Genomic DNA, 25,376 nt, shown 5'->3' with positions numbered 1-25,376 from the left:
GTGGCCGTCCGCCGGTTTTCTCGAGGGTGACCATGTCCTCCCGTGCTGGCAAATATGCGGACGCCGAGCTGGTGCTCGCGCCGCGGCCGCAGATCGATGCGGTCTATGCGAAGGTCGCGCGACGGCTCGTGCCGTTCCTGTTCGTCTGCTATCTGTTCAGCTTCATCGACCGTTCGAACGTCGGCTTCGCGCAGCTGCAGATGAAGTCGTCGCTCGGCTTCAGCGATGCCGCATACGGCATCGGGGCGACGATGTTCTTCGTCGGCTATGCGCTGTTCGAGGTGCCGAGCAATCTGCTGCTGCAGCGCATCGGCGCGCGCGCGACGCTGTTCCGGATCATGGTGCTGTGGGGCGCGGCGTCCGCCGCGACGATGTTCGTGCGCACGCCGGCCCAGTTCTATCTGCTGCGCTTTCTGCTCGGCGTGTTCGAAGCGGGCTTCTTTCCCGGCATCGTGCTGTACCTGACGTACTGGTTTCCGTCGAACCGCCGTGCGCGCGTGATCGCGCTGATCCTGATGGCGAGCGTCGCCGCCGGCTTCGTCACGGGCCCGGTCTCGGGTGTGATCCTGAAATCGCTGCACGAAGCGGGCGGGCTCGAAGGGTGGCAGTGGATGTTCGTGCTCGAAGGGCTGCCGACGATGATCGCGGCCAGCTTCGTGTTCGTGCTGCTGCCCGACCGGCCCGAGCACGCAGCGTGGCTCGACGACGCGGAGAAGGCGCGGATTCGCGAGGCGCTCGAGGAAACCGACGAGCCGCTCGAGTCGCGTTCGCTGCTGCGCGTGCTGAGCGATCCGCGCGCGTATCTGCTCGCATTCGGCATCTTCGTGAACGGATGCACGGGCTACTTCCTCGCGTTCTGGGTGCCGACGCTGATCCGCGAACTCGGCGTCGCCGATCCGCGCGCGATCGGCCTGTACACGGTGATTCCGAACGCGTTCGGGATCGTCGCGATGATTCTTTACGGCCGCCATTCGGATCTTCGCAACGAGCAGCGGATGCACTGGGCGCTTGCGTTCGTCGTCGCCGCGATCGGCTTCGTCGCGCTCGGCCGCACGGTGCAGCACAGCCTGCCGTGGACGATCGCCGCGCTCGCGTTCGGCGGCTCCGCACTGGTGTCGTCGACGCCGATCTTCTGGGCGATGGCGACCCGCTACTTTCCGAAAGGCCGCGCGGCGGCCGGCATCGCGTTCGTCAATTCGCTCGCGAGCCTGTCGGGCGCGAGCCCGGCGCTCGTCGGCCTCGTGAAGGCGCGCACCGGCAGCCTCGTGCCCGCGATCGACGTGATGGCCGTGATGCTCGTGGTCGCGGCGCTCGCGGTCGGCTACGGAATGCGCAATGCGCTGCCCGCGGCCGCACGCGGCCCGCACGGCCGATGAGCGCGCGCGACGCGGCCGCCGGTCCGGCAGTCGTTTGATCAATTGAAGGGGAGCACGACATGAACGAATCCGACGTGAAGCGCAGCGTGTCCGCGCAGGAGTGGCAGGCACGCGTCGATCTGGCCGCGGCGTACCGGCTGACCGCGCTGTTCGGTTGGGACGACCTCGTCTATACGCATATCTCGATGCGTATTCCGGGCACGCACGCATTCCTGCTGAACCCGTACGGGATGATGTTCGACGAGATCACGGCCTCGTCGCTCGTGAAGATCGATCTCGACGGCAACAAGCTCGCGCCGTCCGAGTACGACATCAATCCGGCGGGCTTCACGATCCACAGCGCCGTGCACGCGGCGCGCGAGGACGTCGCGTGCGTGATGCATACGCATTCGCTGAACGGCGTCGCGGTGTCGGCGCAGGCCGACGGACTCCTGCCGATCTCGCAGCAGGCGCTGCTCGTGATGCGCTCGCTCGCGTATCACGACTACGAAGGGATCGCCGTCGAGCCGGACGAGAAGCCGCGGCTCGTGCGCGATCTCGGCGAGCGCAACGTGATGCTGCTGCGCAACCACGGGCTGCTGACGGTCGGCGCGAGCGCGGCCGCCGCGTTCGTCGGCATGTATTTCGCGGAAGCCGCGTGTGCGATCCAGGTGCGCGCGCAGGCGGGCGGCGGCGCGCTGCGCATGATCCCGCAGCCGATCCTCGACGGGATCGCGCGACAGTCCCGCATCACCACGCGCGACATGGGCCCCGAGCAGCTCGTCTGGCCGGGCCTGCTGCGCCGGCTCGATCGGCGCAATCCCGGCTATGCGAGCTGAGCGGCTGCACCGCGAGCGCGCGATCCCCACATAACGACGAAGCTAAGGAGACACACATGCGGACAACCTCGCTGGCGCTCTGCGGCGCCACGCTCGCGCTCGCGTCGGGCGCCGCGTTGGCGGCCGACTCGTCGGTGACGCTGTACGGCATTGCCGATACGTTCATCCAGTATCTGGGCAACGGCGGCGCGCATTCGTTTTCGGAGCGCAGCGGCGGCTCGTCGACGTCGGTGTTCGGGCTGACCGGCACCGAGGATCTCGGCGGCGGGCTGCGCGTGCGCTTCGTGCTCGAGAACGGCTTCAACGTGAACAACGGCTCGCTGTACCTCGACAGCACCGCGAAGTTCGTCCGTCAGTCGTGGGTCGGCCTGCAGCACGACCGCTACGGCACGCTGTCGTTCGGCCGCCAGTACGGGCCCGGCTTCTATCTCGTGTATCCGACCGACCCGTTCGGGCTGAACGATGCGACGTCGCTGTATTCGGGCAACATGGCGACGATCGACCGGCGCACGCTCGCGACGCAGTACGACACGGGCCGCGCGGACAACTCGATCCTGTATCAGTCGCCGGTGCTCGGCGGCTGGCGGCTGCGCGCGATGTACGCGTTCGCGTCGAGCGTCACGCAGCCGCTGCGTCGCACGAACGGCAACGAGTTCGGCGCGACGCTGAGCTATTCGGCACACGGACTGTACGCCGGCATCGGCTACGGCAACCAGCGCTCGGGCACGCTGTCGTTCCCCGGCTTGCCGGCCGCGCTCGACGTGCCGAGCGCGCAGTACTTCGGCGCGGCGCTCGGTTACCGGTGGGGCATCGTCAACTTCCAGTTTCATTACACCTACAGCCGGCCGGACGATCCCTCGCCGGGCTCGCTGACGGCCCGGCTCGACAGCGCCCACCCGTACAGCGTCGTGCAGCTCGGCGCCACCATCGCCGCGACGGTATCCGACACGATCGAAGTCGCGGTGGTGCACCGCAACGTGCGCGGCGCGCACGACAATGCGATCGGCGCGGAGCTCGGCATCGACCATTCGCTGTCGAAGCGCACGAGCGTCTATGCGCGTGCCGGCTGGATCCGCAACAACGGCAGCTCGACGGCGAGCTGGAGCGGCGTGTCGGTGTCCGCGCCGGGCGCGACGCAGGTGCTCGCGGGCGTCGGCATCACGCACCGGTTCTGAGCCGCGCCGCGTGCGACACCTGCCGGCGGCGGCCGGCGACGCCAAATGCACGGTTCGGTTAAAGTCTGCGTGCAGGTAAGCGTCCCCAACCAGGAGGTGAACAATGATCACGCTGACCCTCAACGGTAGCGAGCAGCACTTCGACGGCAATCCCGACATGCCGTTGCTCTGGTATCTGCGCGACGTGCTCGGTCACACGGGCACGAAGTTCGGCTGCGGCATGGCGCTCTGCGGCGCCTGTACGGTGCATCTCGACGGCGTCGCGATCCGCTCGTGCATCACGCCGGTCGCGGCGGCCGCCGGCAAGCACGTGACGACGATCGAAGGACTGTCGGCCGACGCGACGCATCCGCTGCAGCAGGCCTGGCAGGAACTTAACGTCGCGCAATGCGGCTACTGTCAGGCCGGGCAGATCATGCAGGCCGCGTCGCTGCTGAAGACGAACCCACGCCCGACCGATGCCGACATCGACGACGCGATGTCCGGCAACATCTGCCGCTGCGGCACCTACACGCGCATTCGCGCAGCGATCCGGCTCGCGGTGAGCCGCGGAGGTGCCGCATGAACGCGCAGCCACTCTCCGTCTGCAACGAAAGCCGCCGCGCGCTGCTGCTCGGTTTCGCATCGGGCGGGCTGCTGCTCGCGTTCGGCGTGCCGTCGCTCGCGCGGGCGGCCGCGGGACAGCCGCCCGTCAGCGCGAATCCGCAATACGGCGGCGCGGGCATGCCGCACGGGCTGCGCGACGATCCCAATCTGTTCGTCGCGATCGCGCCGGACGGCACCGTGACCGTCACCTGCATCCGCTCGGAGATGGGACAGGGCGTGCGCACCAGCGTCGCGCTCGTCGTCGCCGACGAACTCGGCGCCGACTGGGCGCGCGTCAAGGTCGCGCAGGCGGTGGGCGACGAAGCGCGCTACGGCAACCAGAACACCGACGGCTCGCGCAGCCTGCGCCAGAGTTTCGCGGCGCTGCGTCGCGCGGGCGCGGCCGCGCGCACGATGCTCGAACAGGCGGCGGCCGCGACATGGGGCGTCGACGTGCGGCAGGTGAAGGCGAGCGTGCATGAAGTCGTCGATACGAAGCGCGGGCGCCGGCTCGGCTACGGCGAGCTGGCCGCGAAGGCCGCCGCGCTGCCCGTGCCGGATCCGGCGACGCTCGTACTGAAGGCGCCGACCGAGTTCCGCTATATCGGCAAGGGGGAGACCGCGCTGATCGACGGTGGCGACATCGTCGCGGGCCGCGCGCAGTACGGGATCGACACGCGGCTCGACGGGATGCTGTACGCGGTCGTCGCGCGGCCGCCGGCTTACGGCGACACGGTCGCGTCGTTCGATGCGGCCGCCGCGGAGAAGCTGCCGGGCGTCGTGAAGATCGTGCCGCTCGCATCGACGCCGCTGCCCGCCGGCTTCCAGCCGCTCGGCGGCGTGGCCGTCGTCGCACGCGACACGTGGACGGCGATCCAGGCGCGCAAGCAGTTGAAGATCGACTGGAAGCGCGGGCCGAACGCCGGCTACGATTCGGCCGCGTACCGGAAGACGCTCGAAGCGGCCGCTGCGCAACCGGGCGACGTGATCCGCAACGACGGCGACACGGGCGCGGCGCTCGCGGCTGCCGCGAAGCGCGTGCGCGCGACCTACTACGTGCCGCATCTCGCGCACGCGACGATGGAGCCGCCGGCCGCACTCGCGCGTGTGGCCGACGGCCGCTGCGAGGTGTGGACCTGCACGCAGGCGCCGCAGACCACGCGCGACGAAGTCGCGAAGGCGCTCGGGCTGCCGGCGGAGCGCGTGACGGTCAACGTGACGCTGCTCGGCGGCGGCTTCGGCCGCAAGTCGAAGCCCGACTACGTCGTCGAGGCCGCGCTGCTGTCGAAGGCGGTCGGCGCGCCCGTGAAGCTCACGTTCACGCGCGAGGACGACATCGCACACGACTATTTCCACGCGGTGTCGCTCGAAGCGTTCGACGGCGCGCTCGACGCGGCGGGCAAGGTCGTCGCGTGGCAGCACCGGACGGTCGCACCGTCGATCCAGTCGACGTTCAAGGCCGGCGTCGTGCACGAGCAGCCGGGCGAGCTCGCACAGGGCATCGCCGATCTACCGTTCGCGATTCCGAACGTGCGCATCGAGAATCCGGCCGCGCCCGCGCATACGCGGATCGGCTGGTTCCGATCGGTCTACAACATTCCGCATGCGTTCGGGATCCAGAGCTTCGTCGCGGAACTCGCGCATGCCGCAGGCCGCGATCCGAAGGACTTTCTGCTCGACCTGATCGGCCCCGCGCGACGCTTCGAGCCGCATATCGCGGTGAAGAACGTCAACTACGGCGAAGATCCGGCGCTGTATCCGGTCGATACCGGGCGGCTGCGGCGCGTCGTCGAGACCGTCGCGCGCGAGGCCGGCTGGGGGCGCGCGTTGCCGAAAGGGCACGGGCTCGGCATCGCGGCGCATCGCAGCTTCGTGTCGTACACGGCAGTCGTGTGCGAAGTGCAGGTCGGCGACGACGGTGCGATCGCGGTGCCGCGCGTCGACATCGCGATCGACTGCGGTCCGCAGGTGAATCCGGAGCGCGTGCGCTCGCAGCTCGAAGGCGCGGTCGTGATGGGGCTCGGACTTGCGCTGCACGGCGAGATCACGTTCAAGGACGGTCAGCCGGAGCAGAGCAACTTCAACGGCTTCCAGGTGCTGCGGATGAACGAGGCGCCGCGCGAGATCCGCGTGCATCTCGTCGCGCCGGACGACTATGCGACGCCGCTCGGCGGCGTCGGCGAGCCCGGCCTGCCGCCCGTCGCGCCCGCACTGACCAACGCGATCTTTGCGGCGACCGGCAAGCGGATCCGCAGCTTGCCGATCGCCGATCAACTGCGCGACAGCAAGGTCGCGTGATGCGCTGTCGCGCGCCGGGCCGCCCGCGCGGTCCGGCGCGCGCCGTTCGATTCGATGCGCGATCGCGTCGCGCAAGGAGAAATCACACCATGAAAGCCGTGTTGTGTACCGCGTTCGGACCGATCGACACGTTGCGTATCGACGACGTCGCGATTCCGGAACCGGGCGCCGGGCAGGTGCGCGTGCGCGTGAAGGCCGCGTCGCTGAACTTTCCCGACGCATTGATCGTGCAGGGCTTGTATCAGGTGAAGCCGGCGCTGCCGTTCTCGCCCGGCGCGGAGTTCGCGGGCGTGATCGACGCGGTCGGCGACGGCGTGACCGACTGGCAGCCCGGCGATGCGGTCGTCGCGTTTACCGGCCACGGCGGTTTCGCCGAGCAGTGCCTCGCCGACGCGCGTCAGATCGCCGCGTTGCCGCCGGGGATGACGTTCGAACAGGGCGCGGCGCTCGTGCTCGCGTACGGCACGTCGCTGCACGCACTGCAGCAGCGTGCGCGGCTGCAAGCGGGCGAAACCCTGCTGGTGCTCGGGGCGGCCGGCGGCGTCGGGCTCGCGGCGATCGAGATCGCGAAGGCGCTCGGCGCGCGCGTGATCGCGGCCGCGTCGAGCGCCGACAAGCTCGCGCTGTGCCGCGCAGCGGGCGCCGACGACACGATCGACTATGCGACCGAAGATCTGCGCCGACGCGTCGACGAACTGACCGGCGGGCGCGGCGCGGACGTCGTCTACGATCCGGTGGGCGGCGCCTATACGGAAGCGGCGTTGCGTGCGACCGCGTGGCGCGGCCGCTTTCTCGTCGTCGGCTTCGCGGCCGGCGAGATCCCGAAGATCGCACTGAATCTCGCGCTGCTGAAGGAGCGCGACATCCTCGGTGTGTTCTGGGGCGACGCCGTGCGGCGCGATCCGGCGCAGCATGCGGCGAACATGCGTCAGCTCGCGCAATGGTTCGCGGCCGGCCGGATTCGGCCCGCCATTACCGAACGCGTGCCGCTCGCGGGCGCAGTGGACGCGATCGCGCGCATGGCGAACCGGCAGGTGAAGGGCAAGGTCGTGATTCTGCCCGAGGCGTGAGCGAGGCGAGCGAGGCGAATGCCGTCGAGGTTCGCGCGGTGTTCGCCGGTTTTGCCCGTCTGCACGCATGGATCGCGTTGATTGCGTGCGCAACCATCTCGCAATCGCATTTCCGATGTAGACGCATCGCGCATCACGTCGATTCCTCGTTTCCCGCCTTTTTTACGCGACTCGGTTCGCAGTGTCTTTGGATCGGTTTCGGCCGAACATCAACTCCCGCCATTCAATCGCGCTTTTAATGCGCGACATTCCGCGTTCAAACGGAATGAATTCGCGCTTTATAACTCTTTCAGATCATGGTGCGCGATCGTACAGATTCGCATAGATCGATTCGGCACCATGGAGCCGAATTAATGAGCGGCCGGCGATACGTCGCGACGCAAAAGGGGCGCGGTGCAGTAAATGCGCAAAAGCAATCACTGAAAAGTCAAATTACGTTAACTGATTGAATAGCGACGAACAACAAGTAATCGACGCAGGATCGTTCCGTTTGAATTGCCCGGAGAAATAGCCGTCTGTGCGCGCACTGGCGCGGAAAGCGTTGCGCGCGTGCCGCTCGCCGGCGTCGCTCGGTCGTGAATCGTCGTCGGCCGTTATCGATTTGGTATTGGATAAAAACGGAAATGCGTCAATTTCGATTGAATGCGTAATGAACGATTTCGTTCGACCTCAATGAAACGGATTGTCGATATTGACTCGCATCGCCTTGCGCGATGGGGATCGATGCCCCGCTAGATGGGTTATCTAGCATTCTCAATCTGGAGAAAAACCATGCAAGAACTGAATCAGCAGGAAATCGCTCAAGTGTCCGGCGGCTACTACGGCGGCGGCTCGATTTTCGACACGCTGGGTAACGTGGTCGAGCTGTACGGCCAGACGCTGTACAACGTCGGCGAAGCGCTGACGACGGCCGTCGTCGGCACGGGCAACACGCTGCTCGGCCTGCTGACGGGTCACCACGCCTAAGCCGGACGCGTTCGTCGCGCGGTCGGGCGCATTGCGCCGCGGCCGCGCGCGTCGCCTGTCGCCGCGGTGCCCGACCGGTGCGCCGCGGCGACATCGCTGGACCTGTCGAACCGAACCGACCATTCCGATCTTGACGACTCCATCCTCCCTTTTCCGTATCGAAGCGCAGCAGGCGCAGCGCGCGAACGCGCTCGGTGAAATCGTGCTGATCCGCCCGGTGTCGCTGAAGCTGTTGAGCGTCGCGGCGGCCGCGATGGCCGTCGGCGTCGTGCTGTTCTTCGCGTTCGGCACGTACACGCGCCGCACGACGGTCGCGGGCGTCGTGATGCCCGATGCGGGGCTCGTCAAGGTCTATGTGCTGCAGTCGGGCATCGTCGTCGAACGCAACGTGAAGGAAGGGCAGCGCGTGACGCGCGGCCAGACGCTCTATACGGTATCGACCGATCTGCAGAGCGCCGCGCAGGGTGCGACGCAGGCCGCACTGATCGACCAGGCGCGGCAGCGCAAGGCTTCGCTGCTGTCCGAAATCGACAAGACACGCAGCCTTCAGCAGGACGAGCGCGACACCGTGCGCGCGAAGATCGCGAACCTGAAGGGCGAACTGGCGCGCATCGACGATCAGCTCGCCGCGCAGCGGCTGCGCACGTCGATCGCGGCCGACGGCGCGCAGCGCTATCGCCATCTGCTCGCCCAGGATTACATCTCGAAGGATCAGGCGCAGCAGCGCGAGGCCGACCTGCTCGACCAGCAGTCGAAGCTGAACGGGCTACTGCGCGAGCGCGCGTCGACGCTGCAGTCGCTGACCGAAGCGAACAACGCGCTGGCCGGTCTCGCGCTGAAGCAGCAGAACGAACTCGCGCAGATCGATCGGAACGTGATCGACGTCGACCGTACGCTGATCGAGAGCGAAGCGAAACGGCGCATCGTGGTGACGGCGCCGGAGACCGGCGTGCTGACCGCGACGATCGCCGACGTCGGGCAGGCGGTCGACACGTCGCGCCCGCTCGCGAGCATCGTGCCCGACGGCGCGCGCTGGCAGGCGCATCTGTTCGTGCCGAGCGCGGCGATCGGGTTCGTGCGTGTCGGCGAGCCGGTGCTGATCCGTTATCAGGCATTCCCGTACCAGAAGTTCGGCCAGTATCGCGCGACGGTCGTGTCGATCGCGCGCACCGCGCTGTCGGCGGCCGAACTCGCGAACGACGGCGGCCCGGCGGCCGTGCCGGGCGACGGGAAGGATGCGACCTACTACCGCGTGAGCGTCGCGCTGGACGCGCAGCACGTGCGCGCGTACGGCGCGCCGCAGCCGCTGCAGGCCGGCATGGCGCTGCAGGCGGACATCCTGCAGGAACGGCGGCGGCTGTACGAGTGGGTGCTCGAGCCGCTGTACAGCCTGACCGGCAAACTTTGACGGAGCCGCGAATGTCCCTGCTCGATCGACTCTCGTTCGGCGTCGGCCGCAAGCTGCCGATGATCCTGCAGACCGAAGCCGCCGAATGCGGGCTCGCGTGTCTCGCCATGGTGGCCGGCTATCACGGCCATCACGTCGACCTCGCGACGCTGCGTGCGCAGTTCCCGGTGTCGCTGAAGGGCGCGGGGCTCGCGCGCGTGATCGAGGTGGCGCAACGCCTCGCGTTCGGCACGCGCGCCGTGAAGCTCGACATGGCGCAGCTTGCCCAGCTTCGCACGCCGTGCGTGCTGCACTGGAATTTCAATCACTTCGTCGTGCTGCGCGAGGTGAACGGCAAGACGGCGACGATTCACGATCCGTCGCACGGCGTGCGCAAGCTGCCGCTCGCCGATGTGTCGCGCGCATTCACCGGCGTTGCGCTCGAACTGTGGCCGAGTGCGACGTTCGCCCCGCGCGCGGCGCGGGCGGCCGTGCGGCTGCGCGATCTGCTCGGCCCCGTCTCGGGGCTGTCGCGCGCGCTCGCGCAGATCCTCGTGCTCGCAATCGCGCTCGAAGTTTTCACGCTCGTGCAGCCGTTCTTCCTGCAATGGGTGATCGACGAAGTGATCGTCAGCGCCGATCGCGACCTGCTGACGGTACTCGCACTCGGTTTCGGACTGCTGCTGATGATGCAGCAGGCAACGAGCGCGATTCGCGCGTGGGCGCTCATGTATGTCGGCGTCACGCTGAACGTGCAGTGGCGCGCGAACGTGTTCACGCATCTGCTGAATCTCCCGGTGCGTTATTACGAACGACGCCATCTCGGCGACATCGTGTCGCGCTTCGGCTCGGTCGACACGATCCAGCAGACGCTGACGACGTCGTTCGTCAGCGCGGTGATCGATGGGCTGATGACGGTCGTCACGCTCGCGATGATGTTCGTCTACAGCCGCACGCTCGGGCTCGTCGCGCTCGCGACGATGGCGCTGTACGCACTGATCCGCTGGCTCTGGTATGCGCCGCTGCGCCGCGCGACCGAGGATCAGATCGTGCATGCGGCCAAGCAGCAGAGTCATTTCCTCGAAACGGTGCGCGGCGTGAAGACGATCAAGCTGTTCAACCGGCAGATCGAACGGCGCGCGAGCTGGATCACGCTGCTCGTCGAGCAGGTCAACGCGGGGCTGCACGTGCAGAAGCTGCAGCTCTTCTATCAGCAGCTGAACGGCTTGCTGTTCGGCATCGAGAACCTGCTGATCGTATGGCTCGGCGCGCGCATGGTGATGGACGGCCAGTTCACGGTGGGCGTGCTGATGGCGTTCAACGCATATAAAGGGCAGTTCGACAGCCGCGTCGGCAGCCTCGTCGACAAGTATTTCGAGGTGCGCATGCTGCAGCTCCAGGGAGAGCGGCTCGCCGACATCGTGTTTGCGCAGCCGGAGCCCGACGCCGCATTGCGCAGCGTGCCGGGCGAAGCCGACGCGCTCGACGCGAGCATCGAGATCGACGCGCTGTCGTTCCGCTACGCGGACGGCGAGCCGCTCGTGCTCGACGGCGTCAGCGCGACGATCGCGGCCGGCGAATCGGTCGCGATCGTCGGGCCGTCGGGCTGCGGGAAGACGACGCTGATCGGCGTGCTGCTCGGCATTCACGAGCCGACCGGCGGCGCGGTGCGGATCGGCGGGCTCGACGTCGCGCGGCTCGGCATCGATCGGCTGCGCGCGCTCGTCGGCACCGTGCTGCAGGACGACGTGCTGTTCGCGGGCTCGATCGCGGACAACATCAGCTTCTTCGACCCGGAAGCCGACCCGCGCTGGATCGCCGAGTGCGCGCGAATCGCGGCCGTCCACGACGACATCGCGGCGATGCCGATGGGCTACAACACGCTCGTCGGCGATATGGGCACCGTGCTGTCCGGCGGTCAGAAGCAGCGCGTACTGCTCGCGCGCGCGCTGTACAAGCGGCCCGGCATCCTGGTGCTCGACGAAGCGACGAGCCACCTCGATCTGCAGCGCGAAATGCAGGTCAACGCGGCGATCGCGCAGCTCGCCATGACACGGATTGTCGTCGCGCATCGGCCCGAGACGATCGCGTCGGCCGACCGCGTGATCATGCTGCAGGGCGGCAAGGTCGTGCTCGACCAGTCGACGGCCGCGATGCGCGCCGCGCGCGCGGCCGCGGGCGGCGCCGCCGCGCAGCCGGCATCCGCTGCGCCTGCTGCACCGGCTGCTGCCGCAGCGCGTACCGGCGGCACGGTCGAACCGGTGGCGGGGCGATGATGACGGCGTCGCGTATCGCTGCCGTGCTGATCGCCGTCGCGTGCGCGGCGCTGTCGCCGCGCGTGCACGCGCAGCTTTTCGACATCTATTCGACGCGCGCCGACGTGCCGTCCGGTCCATCCGCGCCGCTCGCGTCGGCAACGTCGTGCGACGGCGCGCAGGCGCCGGATCGGCCGCTCGCGCTCGAAGACGCGATCCTGCTCGCGATCTGCTCGCATCCGCAGCTGCGCCGCACGTGGTCCGATGCGCGCGCGGCGGCGGCCGCGGTCGGCATCGCGAAGGCCGCGTACTGGCCGACGCTGAACGCGACAGGCGGCATCGAGCGCGACGATCTGACGATGAAGTACGACGCCGGCATTACGCAGGATCAGCGCAGCACGAGCCGCTACGGGATGGTGAACCTGAGCTGGGTGCTGTTCGATTTCGGCAAGCGCGGCGCGGCGCTCGATCGCGCGCGCGCGCTGCTGCGCGCCGCGAACGCCGCACACGACGATGCGCTGCAGACCGTTTTCTACGACGCCGCGCACGCGTACTACGCATTGCGCGACGCGCGCGCGGCGCTCGACGCGGCACGTGCGGTCGAACGTGCGGCGCAGGAAAGCCTGAACGAGGCGAGGGCTCGGCACGACGGCGGGGCGGGCACGCTCGGCGACGCGCTGCAGGCGCAGACGACCTATCGCAAGGCGGTGCTCGACCGTGTCAGCGCGGAAGGCGACGTGCAGACCGCGCTAGGCACGCTGGCGACGACGCTCGGCGTCGATGCCGATACGCCGCTGCAGATCGCCGACGGCGAGCCGTCGCCCGATCGCGACGATTTCGCGCGCGGCGTCGCGGACCTGATCGCCGAAGCGAAGCGCCATCATCCGAAGCTGATCGCCGCGCGCGAGAAGCTCGAAGCGGCACGCGACGAGGTGCGCGTCGTGCGCGCGCAGACGCGCCCGACGGTATCGCTGACGGGCAGCGTCGCGCGCAACAACCCGTCGTATCAGCAACAGGCGTCGCTGCTGCAGCTGCGCAGCAGCCACAGCAACTCGATCGGCATCCAGATCTCGATTCCGCTGTTCGAAGGGTTCGCGTCCGGCTATCGCGTCGCGCAAGCGCAGGCGCAAGCCGACGCGCAGGCGGCCGACGTGCGCAATACCGAACTGCAGGTGTCGCTCGACGTATGGAAGAGCTATCGGAGCCTGCAGACCGACACCGCGAATCTCGACAACTCGCAGCACCTGCTCGACACCGCACTGCATTCGCTCGACATCGCACGCGGCCGCTACAAGGCCGGCGTCGGTACGTTCACCGACTTGCTCAATGCGCAGTCGGCGCTCGCCGACGCGCGCCGGCAGCGCGTGCTCGCGGTGTCGAAATGGCGCATCGCGCGACTGAAACTGGCCGAAAGCCTCGGGAGGTTGGGACTATGGAACGACGCAGGTTGAACGGTACGCACGCCAGCGGCTGCGCGTTCCTGTTTCCGGGACAGGGCGCGTTCTACGCGAGTGCGATGTGTGAACTGGCCGGCACGTACGCGAGCGTGCGCGAGGTGCTCGATACGGTCGATGCGGTCGCGCAGGCGCGACTCGGCCGGCCGCTGACCGGCGCGCTGTGGCGCGACGGTGCGGCACCCGACGTATGGCTGCGCGATGCGCCCGATCTGCTCCAGCTCGGCATCTATGCGGCCTCGGTCGGCGTGTTCGGCGTGCTGCGCGCACACGGCGTCGCGCCCGACGTATCGATCGGGCACAGCTTCGGCGAGATCGCGGCGCTCGTATGCGGCGGCGCGTATTCGGTCGAGCAGGGCGCGCAGATCGTCTGCGACCGGATCGCGGCGTTGCAGGCAGACGCACCGGCCGACGGCGTGATGGCCGCGGTGTCCGCCGATGCCGACGCGACGCGCGCGCTGATCGACGCCGGTGCGGCCGCGGGCCGCGTCTGCATCGCGGTCGAGAACCATGCGTCGCAGACCGTCGTGTCGGGTCCGCGCGCTGCGCTCGAACGGTTCGTCGATGCGTGCGCGGCGCGCGGCATCGCGGCACAGCGGCTGCGCTCGCCGTATGCCTTTCACCATCCGGACCTGGCGCGCGCGCGCGAACGCTTTGCGGCGCGCCTCATGGCCTATGGCCGCGCGCCGTTCGCGCATGCGGTCCATTCGCCGATTCTCGGCCGCCGCTATCGCGACGACGACGATCTCGGCGCCTGTCTCGCGTCGCACCTGGTGATGCCGGTGCGCTTCGCGGACGCGATCCGCGACGCATGCACGCACGGCATCGTGCGCTACGTCGAATGCGGCGCGCTCAACGCGCTCGCGCGCATCGTCGTGCGCGTCGCGGGACCGGGCGCGGTCCGCACGTTCGGTGGCCCGTCGCGCGTCGACGACGAAGCGAGCGTCGTCGCAACGATCATCCGTTACTTCGAGGAGAACCGAATCATGAAAGACGACATCCGTTTCGACACGGCCGGCCATGGCTTCGACGCATTCTGGAATGCGCGTGGGCCGCTGATCGTCGACTGGCTGAAGGGCGAGCTGCGTCAGGCGTTCGACGCCGCGCATGCCGCACGGCGGACGGCTGCGCCGGCGCACGCCGAGCCGGCGTCGGCGTCGGCCGCGCCGGTCGCACCGCCGGTTGCCGCGGCGCCGGTGATCGCCGCGCCGGTGATCGCGCTCGCGACGGCCGCGGAACCGGCCGCGCTGCGCGTCGCAGCGGCCGGCTCCGATGCGCCGGCTGCCGCGCCCGCGGCGCGTGCCGCGAAACCCGCGCACGTGCCGCGCGAGCGGCTGTTCGCCGAACTCGTCGACATCTATGCGGAGGCGATGGAGTACCCGGCCGAGGTGTTCTCGGAGACGATCGAGCTCGAGGCCGAGCTCGGCATCGACTCGGTCAAGCAGACCGAGATCATCCAGCGGATCATCGCGCGCTACGCGTTGCCGCCGCTGCCCGCGAACTTCCGCAGCGGCGACTTCAAGGCGATGGGGCAGATCGTCGACTTCGTCTACGAGAACCAGGGCAAGGCGCTCGGCTGAGCGGCCGGACGCGCGGTACGCGGGCCGGCCGGGACGACCCTGGCCGGCGATCACAGTTTTCGATGAGGCAGGCTCCATGTCGAATGCCAGCATGCGCGGCAAGCTCGTTCTCGTGACGGGCGGCGCCAAGAACGTGGGCAAGGCGATCTGCAGGCGGTTCGCCGAGCAGGGCGCACACGTGATTCTGAATTTCTTTCACTCGCTGGACGCGTCGAAGCAGACGGCCGCCGAGCTGCGCGCGCTCGGTGCGACCGTCGACGTGATCCGCGCGTCGGTCGCGCAGCAGGCGCAGGTCGACCGGATGTTCGACGAGATCGAGCGGCGCTACGGGCGGCTCGACGTGCTCGTCAACAACGCGGCGTCGGGTGCGCTGCTCGGCGTCGACGCGATCGGCGCCGAGCATTTCGACCGCGCGCTCGACACGAACCTGAAGGGCGCGTTCTGGTGCGCACGCCGCGCGGCCGCGCTGATCGAGCGCTCGGGCGGCGGCGCGATCGTCAACGTGTCGTCGGTCGGCGCGACGCTCGTGCCGGCGAACTATCTGGTGGTCGGCACCGCGAAGGCCGCGCTCGAATCGTTGACGCGCTATCTCGCCGTCGAATATGCGCCGCGCAACATTCGCGTGAACGCCGCATCGTCGACGCTGATCGACGGCGACGTCGCCGCGCAGTTTCCCGATCCGGACAACACGAAGCGCTCGAGCATCGCGGCGACGCCGCTGAAACGGCTCGCGACCGCCGACGATCTCGCCGACGTCGTGCTGTTTCTCGCGTCCGATGCCGCGCGCTGGGTGACGGGCCAGGTCGTCGTCGCCGACGGCGGGCTGTCGCTGTGCAGCGAGGCGCTGTCGCCGCGCGCCGCGTGGGCGGCGGACGCCGCGCCGCGGCACGCGGCCGACGGCGCCGATGCGCCGCCCGCCGCGAATGACGCGCAGGCGGTGCGCGATGCCGATCCGTCGCCCGCGCGCGGGCATGCGGCATCGGCGTCGAACGCGCCTGCGTCCTCGCGGCCGTCGCCGCGCGCCGACGACACGCACGACATGCCCGACACGGACGACATCGCCGTCGTCGGCATGGGCGTCGCGCTGCCGGGCGCGAGCGATCCGGATGCGTTCTGGCGCGCGTCGCTCGACGGCCCCGAGCTGTTCGGCGACGTGCCGCCGGACCGCTGGGATTACCGCTCGTTCCATTCGCCCGATCCGTCGGCGGAGGACAAGAGCTATCAGTCGCGATCGGTCTTCATCGAGCATTTCGAACCGTGCGCGTCGCTGCGTGCGGAACTCGACGCCGGCACCGCGCCGACCGAACTGACGACGCTGTGGCTGCGCCATGCGCTGCGTCAGTCGCTCGAGGGCGTGACGCTGCGCGACAGCGACCGCGTCGCGTTTCTCGTCGGCTACACGGCCGACGGCAGCCAGCATCTGGAAGAAGGGATGGTGCTCGCCGCCGCGCGCGCGCGGCTCGATGCGGTGCTCGTCGAAGCCGGCATCGACGCGGACGAACGCGCGCGCCGCATTGCCGCGATCGATGCGGTGCTGAGCGCGCGCTATGCGCGCGGCGCCGGTGCTCTCGCGTCGTACTTCCCGCATCGCGTCGGGCTGAACGCGATGAAGGGGATTCTGCCGGCCGAGACCGAAACGATGATGGTCGATACCGCGTGCTCGTCGTCGCTCTATTCGATCGACCTCGGGATCAAGGCGCTGCTGCTCGGCAAGCAGGACGTGGTCGCGTGCGGCGGCGCGTTCGCGCTCGCGCCGCGCGGCTCGATCCTGTTCTCGAAGCTGCACGGGCTGTCGCGCAGCGGCGAGGTGCGCCCGCTCGATCGCGACTGCGACGGCGTGCTGTTCGCGGACGGCGCGGGCGTCGTGATCCTGAAGCGCCTCGCGCGCGCGCGGGCGGACGGCGACCGCATTCTCGGCGTGCTGAAGTCGTTCGGTTCGTCGTCGGACGGCAAAGGCAAGGCGATCTACGCGCCCAATCCGGCCGGCCAGCGCATCGCGATCGAGCGCGCCTATACGCAGGCCGCGACCGCGCCGGCCGACGTCGACTGGATCGTCGCGCATGCGACCGGTACGCCGGCCGGCGATCTCGCCGAATTCCAGAGCCTGCGCGACACGATTCGGCGCGATCGTCCGGTGCAGCTCACGTCGAACAAGTCGCTGGTCGGTCATACCGGCTGGGCGGCCGGCGTCGTATCGGTGATCCAGGTGCTGCTCGGGCTGCGCCATCGGACGATTCCGCCGCAGCATCGCTTCAGCGAGCCGCCCGACGCGTTCGACATCGCCAACACGAACCTGCGGATTCCGACCGCGCCGGTGCCGTGGCCCGCGCGCGCCGATGCGCCGCGCGTCGCGGCCGTGTCGGGCTTCGGCTTCGGCGGCACGAACGGCCATCTGATCGTGTCCGAGTACCGCGACGATCTGCCGCCCGGACGCGCGAGCGGGCGGTTCCGGCGCGAGCCGCTCGCGATCGTCGGCTGGTCGGCGAAGTTTCCGGCGCTCGACGGCGAGGCGGCCGTCGCGGCGTGGCTGCGCGGCGAAGGTCGCGCGCCCGACGCGAGTTTCGGCGCGCGCTATCCGCTGCCGAGCTTCGAGCGCGTGAAGATGCCGCCCGCGGTGTTGCGTGCGCTCGACCGTTGCCAGCTGATGGCGCTCGATGCCGCCCACGACCTGCGCGAACGGCTCGGCGCATTCTGGCGCGACCATGCGGACACGATCGGGCTCGTCATGGGCCATATGGGCCCGACGCGCAATGCGGCGCTCTACGCGAGCCGCTGCTATCTCGACGACATCGCGGCTGCCGTGCGCGACGCGACGCTGCTGCACGAGCGCGCGGCCACCGACGCGCTGCTCGCGCGCTTCGCCGACGCGACGAAGCAGCTCGTCGCGCCGACGACCGAGAATTCGTTTCCGGGCATGATGCCGAACGTGATTCCGGCGCGCGTCGCGAACTATTACGACCTGCACGGGATGAACATGACCGTCGACGCCGGGCACGCATCGACGCTCGCCGCGTTCGAGGTCGCCGCACGTTTCCTGTGCAGCGGCGAACTCGACATGGCGATCGTCGGCGGCATCAACGGCAATTCAGCCGACGAAGTGCAGCCGGCGTTCGACCTGCCGCTCGCCGAAGGCGTTGCGCTGTTCGCGGTGACGACCGTACGCCGCGCACGCGAGGCCGGCCTGCCGGTGCTCGCGGTGGTCGGCGGCGGCGACGTGCGCGACGCGGCCGAGCCCGTCGTGCCGCGCGATGCGGCCGGCCGGGCTGTCACGTATGCGGGCGCCGATGCGGCGCTCGACGTGCTGCGCGCGCTGGTCGCGCGCACGCCGGCCGTGACGCTCGCGCGCGACGGCGGCGGCGATCGTCCGCGTCATGCGTTGCGTATCGCTTGCGCGCAGCCGCAGGCTGAAGTCCGCGACAATGCAGGCGATGCGCGCGACGCAGGCGACTATGTGCGGCCGGCCGGCGCGCCGGCGCGCGTGCTTGCCGCCGAGCCGGCCGCCGCACTGGCCGAACCGGCGCGCGCCGTTGCGACAGACGCCGCGCCGGCCGAATCCGCATCGAACGCCGAGGCACGCGCCGGTGCGCCGCTGCCGCCCGCGTTGCGCGACACGGCACGCGCGGCCGACGGCGAGCCGCTGCGCGTCGCGCGCTACCGGATCGACTGGGCCGACGCGCCGTATCGCGCCGTCGGACCGGCGACGCCGTTCTTCGCGCCGCGCTGCGTGATCGTCACCGACATGCCGGACACGCTCGCCGCGCATGCGGGCCTGCATGCGGGCTGCGTGGTGTTGTCGACGCGGCCGATCGCGACGCCGAAGCCCGGCTGGCGCTGGGTCGAACGCGTCGACGCCGCGTCGCTCGACTGGCTGCCCGAGGACATCGGCCACGTGCGCGTGCTGACGACGCTCGACGGCGGCACGCTCGCCGCCGGTGCGGCCGGCGCGGCGCCCGAGCGGCTCGCGCTGCACGATCTCGCGTTCGTCGCGCTGAAGCGCTGCTACGGTGCGCTCGAGCGCGGCGGCACGTTCGTCGCGCTGCTGCTCGATGCGCTCGCAGGCGACGTGCCGCATCCGGACGCCGGGCTCTTCACGGGGCTCGCGAAGGCGCTCGCGATCGAGGTGCCGGCCGCGCGCTCGCTCGCGGTGCTGACCGATGCGTGCACGCTCGACCGCGCGGTGCGGCAGGCCGAACGCGAGACTGCCGCGCATCAATGGCTGCCGGTCGTCGCGCTCGGCGCGGGCCGTCGCCGCACGCCGCGCGTGACGCGCGATCCGGGGACGTTGCGCGCGGACGCACGCTTCGCGCTCGGCCCCGACGCGGTCGTCGTCGCCGTCGGTGGCGCACGCGGGATCACGGCCGAGCTGATGAAGGCGCTCGCCGAACACGTGCGCCCGACGCTGTACCTGATCGGCAGCAGCGACGTCGACGCAGGCGACGCGACGCTCGCCGCGCTCGACGACGACGCCTTCGCAAAGTGCCGCCCCGACTACATCCGCGCGCAGAAGGCGCAGTATCCGGAGCGGCCGCTGGCCGAGATCATCCGCGCGTTCGAACGCGAAGCGCAGACGCGCGCCGCGTGCCGCAACCTCGACGCGATGAAGGCGTTCTGCGGCGCGCAGCGCGTGACGTACGTGCGCGCCGACGTGCTCGACGCCGACGGCACGCGCGCGGCGATCGACGCGATCCTCGCGCGCGAAGGGCGCGTGGACCTGCTCGTGAACGCGGCCGGACTCAACCGTTCCGCCTCGGTACGCGTGAAGTCGTTCGACGATTTCGTCGCGGTGCGCGACATCAAGGTGCGCGGCTACTGGAACCTGCGCGCGGCGTTCGGCGCGCGCCAGCCGCGGCTATGGTGCAATTTCGGCTCGTTCATCGGGCTGACCGGTCAGGCGGGCGAGACCGACTATGCGTCGGCGAACGACTTCCTGAACACGCAGGCCGCGTATCGCCGTGCCGCGCTCGGCGACGACGAATGCACGATCGGCTGGACGCTGTGGCGCTCGGTCGGGCTCGGCGCGAATCCGGTCACGCGCGCGTTTCTCGAGAAGAGCGGCCTGTTTACGAGCATGCGCACCGACGAAGGGCGCCATCACTTCCTGCGCGAACTTGCGCTCGGCGAACGCGCGGCGATGTCCGTGCATCTCGGCGACGCAGAACGGCGCGCGATCGAGGCGCATCTGCCCGGCTACTTCGATGCGCCGGCTTCCGCGCAGGCCGAACCGGCCGCCGCGCTCGAGCCGGCCGAGGCAGGCACGCCGCACATGCGTACGGCGACCGACGCGCGCTTCTATCTGGGCGCCGAGCTCGCGCGTAGCGACGACGGCGTGACGTTCGAGCGCGTGTTCGATCTCGAACGCGACGCCTATCTGCTGCATCACGTCGTGAACGGCTTTCCGACGCTGCCCGGCACGTTCGTGCCGGAGCTCGCGGCCGAAGCCGCGTTGCAGCTCGCGCCGGGGCTGAAGGTCGTCGGCTTCGCGGACGCCGCATTCCTGCATTTCCTGCGCGTGTACGACGCGAAGCGGCCGAGTGCAAAGCGCATCCACGCGCGGCGCATCGGCCGCGACGGCGACGCGCTGCTCGTGCGCGTGCGCATTTCGGGCGACGTCACGGCGCCGGGCGGCCGGATCCTCGTGCGCGACAAGCCGCATTTCGAGATCACGGTGCGCCTTGCCGAGCGCTACGCGCCCGCACCGGTGTGGGACGCGCCCGCGGCCGGCCGCTTCGTACCGATACCCGACCCGTATCACTTCGACGGGGCGCCCGTGCGGCTGACCGGAATGTTCGTGTCGACCGCCGACACGGGGATGAGCGATGCGGGCAAGCATGCGCGGCTGCGGCTGAACGTGCGCGACGACGATCCGGTGTTCGCGCGCTTCGTCGTGCCGAGCATCCTGCTCGACGGGCTCGCGCGCGTCGCCGCGCTCGACGTCGTCGGCGGCGACTACATTCCGCTCGCGGCGCCGATGTCGATCGCGCGCATCGATCTGTACGAGGACGGCAACGACGTCGAACTCGCGCGCCGTCACGGTGACATCGCGCTGCACGTGACGCCGCGTACGTTTGCGCTCGAAGGGCCCGCGAGCCGCGGCAACCGCTTCGTCGCGGTGCGGCCGGACGGCCGGCTGCTGATGCAGATGCGCGACGTGACGGGGATCGTCATCGGCTACGTGAACCGGACGACCGGTGCCTTTGCGTCGCGCACCGAGGTCGAGGAACGGCTTGCCGAAGGGCTCGCCGAACGGCTCGCCGAAGGCGCGTCCGAACGACGTGCCGTACACGCGCCGGACGGGCAGGTGTCCGCATGAGCAGGAAAGCGATCGCTCCCGGCCCGCGCGGCAGCCTCGTGATGGGCAACCTCGCCGCGTACAAGCGCAATCCGGTCACGATGCTGCTGAAGCTGCAGCAGCAGTACGGCGACGTCGTGCGCAACCGGCTCGGGCCGTTCGTCACGCACGCGCTCGCGCATCCGGACGGCGTGCAGCACGTGCTGCAGGACAACCATCGCAACTACGTGCGCGGCCGCTTCTACGACAACTTCCGGATGTTCTTCGGCGACGGGCTGCTGACGACCGACGGCGAGTTCTGGCGGCGCCATCGGCGCGTCGTGCAGCCGCTTTTTCATCGCAAGCAGGTCGACGCGCATGCGGCCGCGGTCGGCGACGCGGCGCTCGCGCTCGTCGAGCAGTGGTTCGCGCGGCCGGACGCCGACGCACCGTTCGACGTCGTCGAGGCGATGATGCACGTGAGCCTGCGCATGCTCGGGCTGATGCTGTTCAACGCAGACCTCTCCCGGCATGCGGACGACGTCGGCCCCGCGGTGCGGTTCGGCATCGAAGCGATGATGCCGCAGGGCAACCTGAACGACTTCGTGCCGCGCTGGATGCCGACGCCGTTCAACCGGCGCATCGCCCATGCGCGGCAGGCGATCGACACGATCGTCGACACGATCGTCGCCGGGCATCGCGCGGGCCGCTGCGCGCCGAGCGACGTGATCTCGCTGCTGCTCGCCGCGCGCGACGCCGAGACGGGCGCGCCGCTGACCGAGCGCGAAGTGCACGACGAGGTGATGACGGTGTTGCTGGCCGGTCACGAAACGACGGGCAGTGGGATGGCGTGGGGGCTGTACGCGCTCGCGCAGCATCCGGACGTGCTGCGACGCCTGCGCGACGAACTCGACGCGGTGCTCGGCGGCCGCGCGCCGGCGCCGGACGATCTCGAGCGGCTGCCGTATCTGCTGCAGACCGTCGACGAGATGCTGCGCGTCTATCCGCCGATCTGGGGCTTCACGCGCGACCTCGTCGACGACGACGAAATCGGCGGCTATCACGTGCCGGCCGGCTCGTCGGTGTTCCTGTCGCCTTACGTCACGCATCGGCATCCGGCGCTGTGGAGCCATCCCGATGCGTTCGATCCCGAGCGTTTCGCGTCGCACGCGCCCGCGCGGCACAAGTATGCGTATTTCCCGTTCGGCGGCGGGATGCGCAAATGCATCGGCTACCAGACCGCGTTGCTGCAGATGCGCGTGCTGATCGCGGTCGTCGCGCAGCACGTCGATTTGAGCGCCGTGCCGGGGCAGTCGCTCGACACGGGCGCGACGATCTCGCTGCGTCCGCGCGACGGCATCCGGATGATCGCGAAGCCGCGCGCGCGAACGCATGCCGCGCAGTCCGCCCGTACGCCGCGCGCGGGCGCACGTGCCGACGCGTGCCCGTTCGGCGGCGCGCGTGCGCCGGACGCTGCGCCGCTCGCGCGCGACATGCAGCCGCAGGGCGGGGCAGACGATGGCCGTGCGGTCATGCAGCCGCACACGAAGCAAGCGCCGCACGCCGCGTCCGACGCATCGCCCGTCGCGTCGTCTCTCGCGTCGCCTCCCGCATCGCCGGCCACCGGCCCCGTGCTGCCGGACGAGCTGCTCGCGCATCTGCGGCGCGTGACCGGCGCGAGCACCGAGCATCGCGCCGCGCCGCCCGACGACGCGCCGCCCACGCGCCGCTTCACGTGGCGCGCGATCGAAGCCGACCCGCTGCCCGAGATGCCGGCCGCCGAACTGAGCGGCAAGCGCGTCGCGATCGTGAACGGCCGCGCCTCGACGGTCGAGCGCGTCGTGTCGGCGCTCACGCGCGCTTGCGCGAAGCCCGCCGTGTTCGCCCCGCCCGACGGCGCGGACGCGGCCGCCGCCGCGCAGGCGTTCGCCCTGCAGCACGGCCCGTTCGACGCGATCGTCGATCTCGGCATCGAAGCCGCGTTTGCGCTCGACGCGCACGATGCGTGGGACGCGCCGCTGCGACGCACGATCGCGCTACTGCACGCGTGCTACGACGACTGGTCGCGCGAGGAATCGACGTCGCGGCTGTTCTATCTCGCGGTCACATGGATGGACGGCCGCATGGGCTACGGCGACGCGCCGCCCGTGCAGCCGCTCGGCGGTTTGTGGGCGGGGCTCGCGAAAACGCTGCCGCAGGAGCTGCCGAACTGCAACGTGCGCGTGCTCGACATCGCGCCGGACGAAACCGGGCGTGTGCATGCGCTGATCGCGCGCGAGCTCTATCGCGGCGGACGATTCGAAATCGGTCATCAGGGCGGGCGCCGCTACACGCTGACGGCCGCGCACGATCCGCTGCCGGCCGATGCGGCGCCCGACTGGGGACCGGGCGACATCGTGCTGTTCTCCGGCGGCGCGCGCGGGATCGGTTTGCTGGCCGCCTGCGCGCTCGCGAAGCGGTGCGGCTGCACGGTCGTCGTGACGGGCCGCGAGCCGCTGCCGGCCGGCGACGAGCCGTGGCTCGCGCTCGACGAGGCGGGGTTCCGGCGCTACGGGTTCGAGCAACTGCGGCAGGCGACGCGCAGCGATACGCCGAAGATGATCCGGCAGCGGCTGCGGCAGCTCGAACGGCGCCGCGACATGCATGCGTCGCTGACAGCGGCCGCCGCGCTCGGCGTGCCGCTGCAGTACCGCGTCTGCGACGTGACGGATGCGACGGCCGTGCGCGCGCTCTGCGATTCGCTCGGCGCGCGGCTGCGCGCGGTGGTCCATAACGCGGGCATCGATCAGCCGGTACGGCTGCCGGCCAAGCAGGCGGACGAATTTCTCGGCACCGTGCGCGTGAAGGTACGCGGCTTCATGAACCTGTATGCGGCCGTGCGCGATCGCGCGCACGTGACGGGCTTTTTCAACGTCGGCTCGCTGACGGGCCGCTGGGGCGGAATGACGGGCGAGGCCGACTACGCGGCCGCCAACGAGGCGCTCGCGCGGCTCGGTCTGTGGGCGCGGCACGATGCGCACGGCCGCGTCGTGAAGACGCTCGTATGGCCGACCTGGGACGGCGTCGGGATGATCACGCATCTCGTGGTCACGCGGCGCTACGTGAGCCCGATGCGCATCGACGACGGCGTGCGCTACTGGCTCGAGGAACTCGCGGATGGCCGCAGCGGGGAAGCGATGTACATGGGCGCGGTCGGCCGCGCGGTGACGCCGGTGCAGCTGCGCGGATTCGGGCCGGTCGACGGCCTGCCGAACCTGCACGAGCTCGCGACGCGCGCGCTTCATGCGGGCGAGCCGCGGCGCTTCCGGCCGTTCGCGCGCTTCTCGACGCACTATCGGACGGTCGGCGCGCCGTACGCGCGCGCGTTCCGCTACGACGGCCGCGCGGCCGCGCCGGCCTCGCTGCTGCTCGAGCATGCGCGCGTCGCGGCTGACTGGGTCGCGCCGCCCGACGGCGAGCCCGTCGCGCTGCACCGGATCGACGACGTGACGATTCGGCTCGATGCGTTGGCCGACACGCTCGACGCATTCGGCGACGTGCACGTCGATACCGACGTCGCCGGCGGTGCCGCGGACGACGGCTGGCGCGTGCACGCGCGCTGCACGACGGTCGGCGGCCGCACGGTGCTCGAGGCCACCTTCGTCTACCGGCGCGGCACGCCGGCACGCACGACCGTCGTGCTGCCGCCGGACGACTGCGACGCGCCGGCCGCGCCGTGCGCGCCGGTTGCCTGGCGTGGCGATCTGCTGCCGGCCGCGCGTTGGCACGGGCTGCTGGGGCAGGTGCGCGCGGCCGAGCCCGACGCGCTGTGGCAGATGCCCGATCCCGCGGCCGGCGCGCCCGGCGCCGCGCTGTGGCTGCCGGTCAATCATCTGGAAAACATACTGCGCGCGCTGTTCGGCGCCTGGCCGGCCGAGCGCGGGCTGCCGCATACGTGGCGGATCGGCCGCGTCGACGTCGGCGCGCCGTGCGCGGATGACGCGGAACTGATCGTCCGCTATTCGGGCGAACGCTTCGCGATCGCGGACCGCGCCGGCGCGCGCGTCGCGGAACTGCGCGACACCGCGCTCGTCGGCGACGCGCGAGCAGGCGCGCCCGCGGCCGAACCGGTGGCCGCGTTCGACACACACGGGGGAGATTGACG

General features: G+C 70.1%; 13 protein-coding genes. All 13 read left to right on the top strand.

What is annotated here, in order from left to right; genetic code table 11:
- Positions 1-32: 32 nt before the first annotated feature.
- The 13 genes from BCR55_RS01365 (at position 33) to BCR55_RS01305 (ending at position 25,374) form a co-directional block, all read left to right on the top strand.
- Positions 33-1,376 (top strand): MFS transporter, encoded by a 1,344-nt coding sequence (locus BCR55_RS01365; RefSeq protein ID WP_043280098.1) that lies wholly within the window; start codon positions 33-35, stop codon positions 1,374-1,376.
- 59 nt (positions 1,377-1,435) lie between these two features.
- Positions 1,436-2,194 carry a class II aldolase/adducin family protein gene (locus BCR55_RS01360; RefSeq protein WP_006403013.1) on the top strand — a complete coding sequence of 253 codons (759 nt, stop codon included), beginning with the start codon at positions 1,436-1,438 and terminating at the stop codon, positions 2,192-2,194.
- 56 nt (positions 2,195-2,250) lie between these two features.
- Entirely contained in the window at positions 2,251-3,369 is a 1,119-nt protein-coding gene (locus BCR55_RS01355) for a porin (protein ID WP_065494063.1), read from the top strand.
- A 103-nt stretch (positions 3,370-3,472) separates the two neighbouring features.
- Complete coding sequence (locus BCR55_RS01350; RefSeq protein ID WP_006403011.1) at positions 3,473-3,934, top strand: (2Fe-2S)-binding protein; 462 nt, start codon at positions 3,473-3,475, stop codon at positions 3,932-3,934.
- Positions 3,931-6,252, top strand: a complete 2,322-nt coding sequence (locus tag BCR55_RS01345; protein WP_006403010.1) for a xanthine dehydrogenase family protein molybdopterin-binding subunit — start codon at positions 3,931-3,933, stop codon at positions 6,250-6,252. The genes BCR55_RS01350 and BCR55_RS01345 overlap by 4 nt, the downstream gene beginning before the upstream one ends.
- 89 nt (positions 6,253-6,341) lie before the next feature.
- Complete coding sequence (locus tag BCR55_RS01340) at positions 6,342-7,322, top strand: NADPH:quinone oxidoreductase family protein (protein WP_006403009.1); 981 nt, start codon at positions 6,342-6,344, stop codon at positions 7,320-7,322.
- A gap of 771 nt (positions 7,323-8,093) precedes the next feature.
- A complete protein-coding gene (locus tag BCR55_RS01335; RefSeq protein WP_006403005.1) occupies positions 8,094-8,288 on the top strand; it encodes a hypothetical protein in 195 nt (64 codons plus the stop codon).
- Between the two features lie 130 nt (positions 8,289-8,418).
- On the top strand, positions 8,419-9,696 hold the full coding sequence (locus tag BCR55_RS01330) for an HlyD family secretion protein (RefSeq protein WP_065494062.1): 1,278 nt from the start codon (positions 8,419-8,421) through the stop codon (positions 9,694-9,696).
- Positions 9,697-9,707: 11 nt separating this feature from the next.
- Positions 9,708-11,951: a peptidase domain-containing ABC transporter gene (locus BCR55_RS01325; protein ID WP_065494061.1), complete on the top strand. Its 2,244-nt coding sequence runs from the start codon at positions 9,708-9,710 to the stop codon at positions 11,949-11,951.
- Positions 11,951-13,381, top strand: coding sequence for a TolC family protein (locus BCR55_RS01320; protein WP_059938738.1), 1,431 nt, complete (start codon positions 11,951-11,953; stop codon positions 13,379-13,381). The genes BCR55_RS01325 and BCR55_RS01320 overlap by 1 nt, the downstream gene beginning before the upstream one ends.
- The gene (locus BCR55_RS01315; protein ID WP_065494060.1) at positions 13,363-14,964 is read left to right on the top strand and encodes an acyltransferase domain-containing protein; all 1,602 of its coding nucleotides are present in this window, start codon (positions 13,363-13,365) and stop codon (positions 14,962-14,964) included. Before BCR55_RS01320 ends, BCR55_RS01315 begins: the two co-directional genes overlap by 19 nt.
- A gap of 76 nt (positions 14,965-15,040) precedes the next feature.
- Positions 15,041-21,274, top strand: a complete 6,234-nt coding sequence (locus tag BCR55_RS01310; protein ID WP_065494059.1) for an SDR family oxidoreductase — start codon at positions 15,041-15,043, stop codon at positions 21,272-21,274.
- A complete protein-coding gene (locus BCR55_RS01305) occupies positions 21,271-25,374 on the top strand; it encodes a cytochrome P450 (RefSeq protein ID WP_065494058.1) in 4,104 nt (1,367 codons plus the stop codon). The genes BCR55_RS01310 and BCR55_RS01305 overlap by 4 nt, the downstream gene beginning before the upstream one ends.
- Positions 25,375-25,376: the final 2 nt, after the last annotated feature.

Source organism: Burkholderia sp. CCA53, assembly GCF_001685525.1.
Taxonomy (GTDB): domain Bacteria; phylum Pseudomonadota; class Gammaproteobacteria; order Burkholderiales; family Burkholderiaceae; genus Burkholderia; species Burkholderia multivorans.
This window is presented reverse-complemented; position numbering and strand designations above follow the sequence as displayed.

Excerpts from the sequence above, each read along its gene's own strand:
- BCR55_RS01365 (WP_043280098.1), top strand. The coding sequence starts at position 33 with ATGTCCTCCCGTGCTGGCAAATATGCGGACGCCGAGCTGGTGCTCGCG.
- BCR55_RS01360 (WP_006403013.1), top strand. The coding sequence starts at position 1,436 with ATGAACGAATCCGACGTGAAGCGCAGCGTGTCCGCGCAGGAGTGGCAG.
- BCR55_RS01355 (WP_065494063.1), top strand. The coding sequence starts at position 2,251 with ATGCGGACAACCTCGCTGGCGCTCTGCGGCGCCACGCTCGCGCTCGCG.
- BCR55_RS01350 (WP_006403011.1), top strand. The coding sequence starts at position 3,473 with ATGATCACGCTGACCCTCAACGGTAGCGAGCAGCACTTCGACGGCAAT.
- BCR55_RS01345 (WP_006403010.1), top strand. The coding sequence starts at position 3,931 with ATGAACGCGCAGCCACTCTCCGTCTGCAACGAAAGCCGCCGCGCGCTG.
- BCR55_RS01340 (WP_006403009.1), top strand. The coding sequence starts at position 6,342 with ATGAAAGCCGTGTTGTGTACCGCGTTCGGACCGATCGACACGTTGCGT.
- BCR55_RS01335 (WP_006403005.1), top strand. The coding sequence starts at position 8,094 with ATGCAAGAACTGAATCAGCAGGAAATCGCTCAAGTGTCCGGCGGCTAC.
- BCR55_RS01325 (WP_065494061.1), top strand. The coding sequence starts at position 9,708 with ATGTCCCTGCTCGATCGACTCTCGTTCGGCGTCGGCCGCAAGCTGCCG.
- BCR55_RS01320 (WP_059938738.1), top strand. The coding sequence starts at position 11,951 with ATGACGGCGTCGCGTATCGCTGCCGTGCTGATCGCCGTCGCGTGCGCG.
- BCR55_RS01315 (WP_065494060.1), top strand. The coding sequence starts at position 13,363 with ATGGAACGACGCAGGTTGAACGGTACGCACGCCAGCGGCTGCGCGTTC.
- BCR55_RS01310 (WP_065494059.1), top strand. The coding sequence starts at position 15,041 with ATGTCGAATGCCAGCATGCGCGGCAAGCTCGTTCTCGTGACGGGCGGC.
- BCR55_RS01305 (WP_065494058.1), top strand. The coding sequence starts at position 21,271 with ATGAGCAGGAAAGCGATCGCTCCCGGCCCGCGCGGCAGCCTCGTGATG.